The sequence below is a fragment of the Hyalangium sp. genome (assembly GCF_035629615.1).
GTDB lineage: Bacteria > Myxococcota > Myxococcia > Myxococcales > Myxococcaceae > Hyalangium.
This window is the reverse complement of sequence record NZ_DASPHO010000645.1, coordinates 1-7,700: the sequence shown is the minus strand read 5'-3', so window position 1 is coordinate 7,700 and position 7,700 is coordinate 1. Positions and strand designations below refer to the sequence as shown.

8 protein-coding genes are annotated in these 7,700 nt (G+C 68.3%); 5 read left to right on the top strand and 3 right to left on the bottom strand.

Going from position 1 to position 7,700, the window contains the following annotated elements; genetic code table 11:
• Together VD972_RS33010 and typA are read left to right on the top strand one after the other, a co-directional pair.
• Positions 1–428, top strand: a 428-nt coding sequence (locus VD972_RS33010; RefSeq protein WP_324992772.1) for an alpha/beta hydrolase, incomplete at its 5' end; no start/stop codon positions are given.
• A 195-nt stretch (positions 429–623) separates the two neighbouring features.
• Positions 624–2,465 (top strand): translational GTPase TypA, encoded by a 1,842-nt coding sequence (gene typA / locus VD972_RS33005; protein WP_324992771.1) that lies wholly within the window; start codon positions 624–626, stop codon positions 2,463–2,465.
• A gap of 22 nt (positions 2,466–2,487) precedes the next feature.
• On the opposite strand, the gene VD972_RS33000 is transcribed toward typA, so the two are convergent.
• Positions 2,488–3,039 carry a Uma2 family endonuclease gene (locus VD972_RS33000; protein WP_324992770.1) on the bottom strand — a complete coding sequence of 184 codons (552 nt, stop codon included), beginning with the start codon at positions 3,037–3,039 and terminating at the stop codon, positions 2,488–2,490.
• A gap of 317 nt (positions 3,040–3,356) precedes the next feature.
• Here VD972_RS33000 and VD972_RS32995 point away from each other — a divergent pair, with 317 nt between their 5' ends.
• From VD972_RS32995 to VD972_RS32985, 3 genes are all read left to right on the top strand, one after another.
• Positions 3,357–4,085, top strand: a complete 729-nt coding sequence (locus VD972_RS32995) for a hypothetical protein (RefSeq protein ID WP_324992769.1) — start codon at positions 3,357–3,359, stop codon at positions 4,083–4,085.
• A gap of 108 nt (positions 4,086–4,193) precedes the next feature.
• On the top strand, positions 4,194–5,315 hold the full coding sequence (locus VD972_RS32990; protein WP_324992768.1) for an SGNH/GDSL hydrolase family protein: 1,122 nt from the start codon (positions 4,194–4,196) through the stop codon (positions 5,313–5,315).
• 185 nt (positions 5,316–5,500) lie between these two features.
• Positions 5,501–5,950: a DoxX family protein gene (locus VD972_RS32985; RefSeq protein WP_324992767.1), complete on the top strand. Its 450-nt coding sequence runs from the start codon at positions 5,501–5,503 to the stop codon at positions 5,948–5,950.
• Between the two features lie 22 nt (positions 5,951–5,972).
• Here VD972_RS32985 and VD972_RS32980 read toward each other — a convergent pair whose 3' ends face one another.
• Together VD972_RS32980 and VD972_RS32975 are read right to left on the bottom strand one after the other, a co-directional pair.
• Positions 5,973–7,346 carry an ammonium transporter gene (locus tag VD972_RS32980; RefSeq protein ID WP_324992766.1) on the bottom strand — a complete coding sequence of 458 codons (1,374 nt, stop codon included), beginning with the start codon at positions 7,344–7,346 and terminating at the stop codon, positions 5,973–5,975.
• Positions 7,347–7,449: 103 nt separating this feature from the next.
• Positions 7,450–7,560 (bottom strand): hypothetical protein, encoded by a 111-nt coding sequence (locus VD972_RS32975; RefSeq protein ID WP_324992765.1) that lies wholly within the window; start codon positions 7,558–7,560, stop codon positions 7,450–7,452.
• Between the last annotated feature and the right edge of the window lie 140 nt (positions 7,561–7,700).

Genomic DNA, 7,700 nt, shown 5'->3' with positions numbered 1-7,700 from the left:
CGCTGCTGAGCACGGAGCTGGCCATGCAGGTGGCGCTCTCGGTGGAGCTCAACCGCGATCTCATGTCCCGGGCGGATCTGGCCCCCTACTTCGAGCACCTGGCCCGCATGGATCCGGTGGTCTTCGTCCGGACGCTGGACTCGATGGCGAACCACACCGCGTGGGATCACCTGCCCCACGTGGACGTGCCGACCCTGATCGTCGCGGGCGAGCGGGACAAGTTCACCCCGGCCCGGCTGTCCCGGAAGATGGCCGAGCGCATTCCGGGCGCGGAGCTGATGCTCATGCCCTTGGGGACGCACACCGCTCCCTTGGAGTACAGGGAGCTGGTGGAGCTCCGGATCGAGCGCTTCCTGCGCGACCGGCTGGACATCCACCTCCCTTCGCCCGCCCGCCTGCCCTCTGGGGAGGGCACCTCACAGCCATGAGCTGGGCCACCCCACCTCCCCCCCGAGGGTTCGCCAGTTCCGCTCCGGGCAGATCTGAGGAGCACAAAGGTACCGGCGTTCATTGCGGAGAGAGGGGCAGGGGCATATAAGCCCCCGCCTCGTGCGTTCCGGTGGGATTCAGGGTGAACCTGTTCCACGGAAGGCCCTGCCCTTCAGCTTCGACTCTTCGTCCGTATGATTGCTCGCGAAAATATCCGTAACGTCGCCATCGTCGCCCACGTTGACCATGGCAAGACCACCCTCGTCGACCACATGCTCCGCCAGGCGGGCATCTTCCGCACCAACGAGGCCCTCGTTGAACGCGTGATGGACTCGAACGACCTTGAGCGCGAGAAGGGCATCACCATTCTCGCGAAGAACACGGCCGTCACCTACCAGGGCAAGCAGATCAACATCATCGACACGCCGGGCCACGCGGACTTCGGCGGCGAGGTGGAGCGCGGCCTGCGCCTGGTGGATGGCGTCATCCTCCTGGTGGACGCCGCGGAGGGCCCCCTGCCCCAGACGCGCTTCGTGCTCAGCAAGGCGCTGGCCATGGGCCTGAAGACGGTGCTCGTCATCAACAAGATCGACCGCCAGGACGCCCGCGCCAAGGAAGTGCTGGATCACGTCTACGCGCTCTATATCGATCTGGGCGCGGACGATCAGCAGCTCGAGATGCCGGTGCTCTATACCGTCGCGCGGCAGGGCCAGGCGTCGACGCAGCTGGAGGTGCCGGGCAAGACGCTGGAGCCGCTCTTCTCGGCGATCCTCAGCCACATCCCTCCGCCGCCCGCGAGCGACCTGACCGTGCCGCAGTTGCTGGTGGCGAACCTGGACTATGACGACTACGTCGGCCGTCTCGCGGTGGGCCGCGTCCAGGCGGGCCGGCTCACCCCCAACATGCCCGTGGCCGTGGTGCGGGAGGGGGGCAAGATCGAGAAGGGCAAGATCGTGAAGCTGTACGGCTTCCAGGGCCTCAAGCGGACCGAGATTGCGGACGCCGGCCCGGGAGAGATCGTCTCCATCGCGGGCATCGAGGACATCTCCATTGGCGACACCTTGTCGGATCCGGAGAACCCGGTAGCCCTGCCCCGCATCACCGTGGAAGAGCCCACGATGATGATGATCTTCCGGGTGAACGACGGGCCGCTGGCGGGCAAGGAGGGCAAGTACGTCACCTCCCGCAACCTGCGCGAGCGCCTGTACCGTGAGTCCTACCGCAACGTGGCCATCCGCGTAGAGGACACGGCGACGCCGGACGCCTTCCGGGTGGTGGGCCGCGGCGAGCTCCAGCTGGCGGTGATCATCGAGACGATGCGCCGCGAGGGCTACGAGCTGACGGCCTCGAACCCCGAGCCGCTGACGAAGACGATCGACGGCCAGGTCCACGAGCCGATGGAGCTGCTGGTGTGCGACGTGCCCGAGAACAGCGTGGGCACCGTCACCGAGCGACTGGGGCCTCGCAAGGGCCGCATGGCGGACATGACGCCGCTGGGCTCGGGCCGCACGCGGCTCCAGTTCCGGATTCCGGCACGAGGGCTCATCGGCTTCCGTTCCGAGTTCCTCACCATCACCCGGGGTGAGGGCATCATGAGCAGCCAGTTCGACGGCTACGAGCCGTGGTTCGGCTACATCCCCAAGCGCAGCAACGGCGCGATGGTCTCGGACCGCCTGGGCGAGACGGTGCCGTACGCGCTGTTCAGCATCCAGGAGCGCGGGTACCTGTTCGTGGGCGCGGGCGTGACGGTGTACGAGGGGATGATCATCGGCGAGCACGCCCATCCCTCGGAGCTGAACGTCAACTGCTGCCGCGAGAAGAAGCTCACGAACATCCGTGCGGCGGGCCGCGACGAGAACGTCATCCTCACCCCGCCTCGGGAGATGGGGCTGGAGAAGGCGCTGGAGTGGATCGCCGACGACGAGCTGGTGGAGGTGACGCCCAAGTCGGTGCGCCTGCGCAAGAAGGCGCTCGCGGTGGGAGAGCGCTACCGCGCCGAGCGCGATCGCAAGCGCGAGGAGCGCGAGGAGGCGTAACCGAGAAGGCCGAGCAGCCTCTCTACTTCCCCCAGAGCAAGGCCAGCTCCAGCTCGAGCGCCTCGAAAGGCTCAGCGCGCACGAGCCCCCCCGGTTCGTGCTGGCCCAGCAACGCGTAGCGTCCTCCCTCCAGCCGGAACACCTCCAGCGTGCGCGCCTCGGGGTCCACCAGCCATACATGGTGGACTTCCTCGCGCGCGTACACGGGGAGCTTGACGTTCCGATCCAGCCAGGCCGTAGAGGGAGACAGCACCTCACACGCCCAATCTGGCGCCAGATGAAACGCCCCAGTGTCTGGGAACACGGGCATCCGCTCGCGCCTCCATCCAGCCAGATCCGGCACCAGCACGTCTTCTCGAAGACGAAGCTCCGGCTCGTCGAGGATGACCCAGCCACCTGGGCCCCCTTCTCCCAGGTGGAAAGGACCTCCCAGCTTCACTCCCAACAGGGAGGAAACCAGGGCGTGGCGAGACGCCGGCCGAGGACTGCTGTACAGCTCCCCCGCGACGAGCTCCCCCACCACGTTCGCGGGCAGTGCTTCCAGATCCGCGTATGTGGCCGGTTTGCGCCCCATTCCTGCCCCATGTTCCCCAACGCCCATCCCCATTTCCATGAGGAAGGGTCTACTACCTCGGTCTGACGTCCAACGTCTCTTACGGCGACCCTACCTCACAGGTTGCCTATGAACCCAGAGAAGCGCAAGAGGCGGCCTTCCAGAACCTGTCTGCTTGTCTGACAGGTTTGCGCCAAGCGCCGCCGGACGGAGGCCCCTGGCTGAGTCTCCGTCTACCAGTGCCGACCCCACCCGATGCCTGGTGTAACCCCTACGACGAGGTGCCGGCAGGCACGAATCCTGCGGTGGTCTCCCGCCCAGGGCACTACGCTGCGGGCATGTCGCCTCCTCGCTTCGTGCCACTGCTGCTCTGTCTGCTGCTCCCCCTTCCGGGACTCGCCCAGAGCCCGGTTCCTCACGAGCAGCCCGTGCCCCCCGTGACGCCCCCTCCGCTCGTCCCAGCGCCTTCTGAGCCTTCTGACAGTCCGCTGGCGAGCCCCGAGGAAGCCGACCCGGAGGACACTCCTCGCGGCGAGATCATCCACCGCGAGTGGCACCCCGACACAGACCCGAGTCCCACCTTTCCCCGGCTGCTCCTCGAGGTCCTCGGTGGCACCGTCGGTGCAACCGTGGGCTTCATCCCCGGCGGGCTCGTCATTCTCAGCGCCTTCTGCATCGAGAGCTGCGATGACGGCGCGGAGTCCCGGGCCATCCTCGGCCTGGGCCTGGCCCTCGCTGGCATCGCCGGAGGGACCGCCATCGGCATCACAGGCGCTGGGAGCCTGCTGCAAGGTGAGGGCGAGTACTGGCCCACGGCCGGCGGCGCAGCCATCGGCACACTGGTCGGCTCCATCGTCGGCCTAGCACTCGCATCCTCGGCGGACGAGGCGGCGCTCATCCCCGTGCTCGTCGGCCCCATCATGGGGGGCATGATTGCCTACGAGCTGTCCCACTCGAACGCAGTCGCTCGGAGGCAGCTGCGCCGCACTTCACAGCCCCAGGTCGTGCCCATGGCCACGGTGACTCCTCGCGGCGGGTTCATCGGTGGGCTCGCCGGACGCTTCTGATTCCCCATGCCCCGTCTGCTCTGGAGTCTCATCCTCCTGGTGGCCTGCACCCCGAGGACCGAGCGCACTGCCCCGCGCCCTCAAGCCACCGATGCGGGCCCATCCTCCATGACCCGAGTCCTCTTCATTGGGAACAGCTACACGTATCAGAACAGCCTCCCCGAGATGCTCGAGGCGTTCGCGCACACCCTTGTCCCCGAGACACCGCTCCAGACGGAGTCTGTCCTTGCCGGAGGAGCGACGCTGCAGTCGCACCACACGCAGGGCCTGGCGCCCCGGCGCATCCGCGAGGGCGGCTGGAGCCATGTGGTGCTCCAGGAGCAGAGCATGCTCGGGGGGATGCGCATCGACGGCGTCGCCTACCTGGGCGATCCCGAGGCGCTGTTCTTCCCAGGAGCGCGCCTGCTCGCCGCGCAGGCCTCTGCCGTGGGCGCGCGGACGCTCTTCTACATGACGTGGTCGCGCAAGACGAACCTGGCCGCCCAGAGCTACCTCACCTATGTCTACGCGCGCATCGCGAACGAGCTGGGTGCAGGGCTCTCGCCTGTGGGCGTCGCGTGGGAGCGCGTGCGCCGCGAGCGCCCCGAGCTCGAGCTGTACGCCGAGGATGGCCATCACCCAGGCCCTGCCGGCAGCTACCTGTCGGCCTGCGTCCTGTTCGCCTCGATCTTCCACCGCCCCTGCACGGGGGCGCCGAGCACCCTCACCGGTGCCCCCTGGACAGGCTCAGGCTTCGACTCCTCCCGCACGGGGACGCTCGTCTCGCTTCCGGAGGCCACCGCGCGCTACCTCCAGCAAGTCGGCTCCGAAGTGGCGCTCGCAGAGCGGCCGCTTCCGGACGCGCCCACCTACCACCCACCTCTCCCCAGCCTGCCGCAGGGCGAGCCCCTCCAGCTCGCCAGGCTCGCAGGTGAATGGAGCGGCTCACTGGCCTTCTACCCCTCCGAGACGGGCATGACTCCCGCCGCCCTGCAGCTCTCGCTCGAAGTGCGAGGGGCGGAGCTGGCGGGAAGCGCCCGCCTCACCTTCGCCCACGGCAGCTCGGCCGAGGCCTCCCTCACCCCGCTCGTGCAGGGGGAAGAGCTCTCCTTCTCCCTCCCCGGTCCCTCCTTCCTGGAGAGCACCGTGAAGTTCCGCGCGGTCCTGAAGAGCGGAGCACTCCAGGGCGTGGCCTTCGCCGAGGATCCGCAGGGAGGACGCTGGCACGGCTCCTGGACAGTGCGCCGCTGAGCCTGCGCGGCCGTGCGAGGGGGCAACCCTGGGGACGCTTGGTACTACCGGGCGGACCGCCAGGGGCTCGCTGCGATCATGGCGCGCGCATGTCCACCCTGAGGCAGAGCCCCTCTTGCCTCGCCCGTGGCGAGCGGAGGAACGAACCCGCGCCAGGAAGCCTGCACGCGGGAAGGGAGGACACCATGAATGCGCTCGCACCCCTCGGCCGACTGCTCTTCTCGGCCCTCTTCATCTTCAGCGGAGTGAACCACTTCATCCAGGTCGACACGATGACGCCGTATGCCCAGAGCGTGGGGCTCCCGGCGGCGCGGCTCGCCATCCTGGGCTCGGGCGCCCTGCTGGTCGTCTGCGGCATCTGCGTGCTGCTGGGCGCCATCACCCGGCTGAGCGCGGCGCTCATCGCCCTCTTCCTGGTGGCCGCTGCCCTCACGATGCATCGCTTCTGGGGCCTCGGGGATCCTCAGGCCGCCCAGGCGCAGCTCGGCCACTTCATGACGAACATCTCCTTGGCGGGCGGGGCCCTGCTCATCACCTACTTCGGCCCTGGGCCCTACAGCCTCCATGCTCGGAGGGGGGGGGAGGCGCCACGTCCGGGCTACGCCTTCCGCCTCCGCCACCGCGCGCAGGAGTAGCTGCGCGCCACGGCTCGGCCCGCTACGCGGGGAGCGGAACCGGGGACGGGGGGCTGGAGGGCTCGGTGCGCGGAGCCTCCGGAGCCGCGGGGGCCACGGCTGTCTCGCCCACCGTCTCTCCGTGCTGGCTCAGGTCGAGCCCCTGCTCCTCCTGCTCACGCGTGACGCGCAGCGGGACGATGCGGTCCACCAGCTTGTAGAGCAGGTAGGAGCCGATGAAGGAGAAGGTGGAGACCACCCCCAGCGCCAGCAGGTGCATGAGGAAGGTGCGCGTCTGGCCATGGAGGAGCCCCACGTCCTTGGCCAGCACGCCCGTGAGCACCATGCCCACCGCGCCCCCCAGCCCGTGGCAGGGAAACACGTCCAGCGTGTCGTCCAGGGCCGTGCGGCTCTTAAAGTGCGCCGCGGCGTTGCTGACCAGGCTCGCCACCAGCCCCACCACGATGCTCTGGCCCACGGTGATGAAGCCGGCCGCCGGCGTCACCGCCACCAGGCCCACCACCGCGCCCACGCAGGCGCCCATGGCGCTCGGCTGACGGCCGCGCAGCCAGTCAAACGCGAGCCACCCCAGCATCGCGGCCGCGGAGGCCGTGTTGGTGGTGGCGAACGCGAGCGTCGCCAGGGACGAGGCGGACAGCGCCGAGCCTGCGTTGAAGCCGAACCAGCCGAACCACAGCATCCCCGTCCCCAGGAGGACGAAAGGGAGGTTGGCCGGGGTGTGGATGGCGTTCGCCAGGTGCACCTGCCGCCGCCCCAGCACCAGCGCGCCGGCCAGCGCCGCGAAGCCCGCGGACATGTGCACCACCGTGCCGCCCGCGAAGTCCAGCACGCCCCACTTGCGCAGGAAGCCCTCCGGGTGCCACGTCCAGTGTGCCAGCGGTGCGTAGATGACCAGGCTGAAGAGCACCATGAACAGCACGTACGCCTTGAATCGCACGCGCTCGGCGAACGCGCCGGTAATGAGGGCCGGGGTGATGATGGCGAACTTCAGCTGGAACAGCGCGAAGAGCATCAGCGGGATGGTGGGCGCCAGATCCGGGTGGGTCTCACCGCCGACGCCGCTGAACATGAAGAAGGTGCGCGGATCGCCAATGAGCCCGTAGAAGCTGTCCCCGAAGCAGAGGCTGAAGCCCACCACCACCCAGAGCAGGCTGATCACCGCCATGGCCATGTAGCTCTGCAGGAGCGTGGACACCACGTTCCTCAGCCGGACCATGCCGCCGTAGAAGAACGACAGGCCCGGAGTCATCAGCAGCACCAGCGCCGTCGCCGTGAGGAGCCAGGCCGTATCGGCCACGTTGATGGGGCCCCCTTGCTTCGCCTGGGCCGCCGGCTCCACCAGCAGCCCCGCCACCCCCAACCCCGCCAGGACCGCGACCGCCAACCCCTTCTTCATGGTACCTCCGCGCCTGAGTCGACGCGTCGCATCATGGAGATTCAGGTGGTTATTTTCAAGTCTGTTGGTCTTAATATCTAAAAATTAAGACTAAAGATCATTCTTATTGAGTCATATAGAAGGTCCCCAGACACATCTCGTCGCTCGTGCCCTCCCCCCAGCTCACGTCCTTCGCGCCGGGCTGGCTGTTGTCCCAGTGGCACTCGACCGCCATGCGGTCTCCCGGCTTGAGCACCTTGGGCTGAGCGAATGGGTAGCTGCCCTTTGCGCTCGATCTCCATCCGCCCCCAGGTGCCCAGCGTGTGCATGTGCAGCGCGGCCCCATGCACCGTGACGGGCTCGTTGTCGCGGAAG

What these genes read in the sequence shown, in the direction of transcription:
- typA (WP_324992771.1), top strand. Translation starts at nt 624, where the DNA reads ATGATTGCTCGCGAAAATATCCGTAACGTCGCCATCGTCGCCCACGTT.
- VD972_RS33000 (WP_324992770.1), bottom strand. Translation starts at nt 3,039, where the DNA reads ATGGGGCGCAAACCGGCCACATACGCGGATCTGGAAGCACTGCCCGCG.
- VD972_RS32995 (WP_324992769.1), top strand. Translation starts at nt 3,357, where the DNA reads ATGTCGCCTCCTCGCTTCGTGCCACTGCTGCTCTGTCTGCTGCTCCCC.
- VD972_RS32990 (WP_324992768.1), top strand. Translation starts at nt 4,194, where the DNA reads ATGACCCGAGTCCTCTTCATTGGGAACAGCTACACGTATCAGAACAGC.
- VD972_RS32985 (WP_324992767.1), top strand. Translation starts at nt 5,501, where the DNA reads ATGAATGCGCTCGCACCCCTCGGCCGACTGCTCTTCTCGGCCCTCTTC.
- VD972_RS32980 (WP_324992766.1), bottom strand. Translation starts at nt 7,346, where the DNA reads ATGAAGAAGGGGTTGGCGGTCGCGGTCCTGGCGGGGTTGGGGGTGGCG.
- VD972_RS32975 (WP_324992765.1), bottom strand. Translation starts at nt 7,560, where the DNA reads ATGGCGGTCGAGTGCCACTGGGACAACAGCCAGCCCGGCGCGAAGGAC.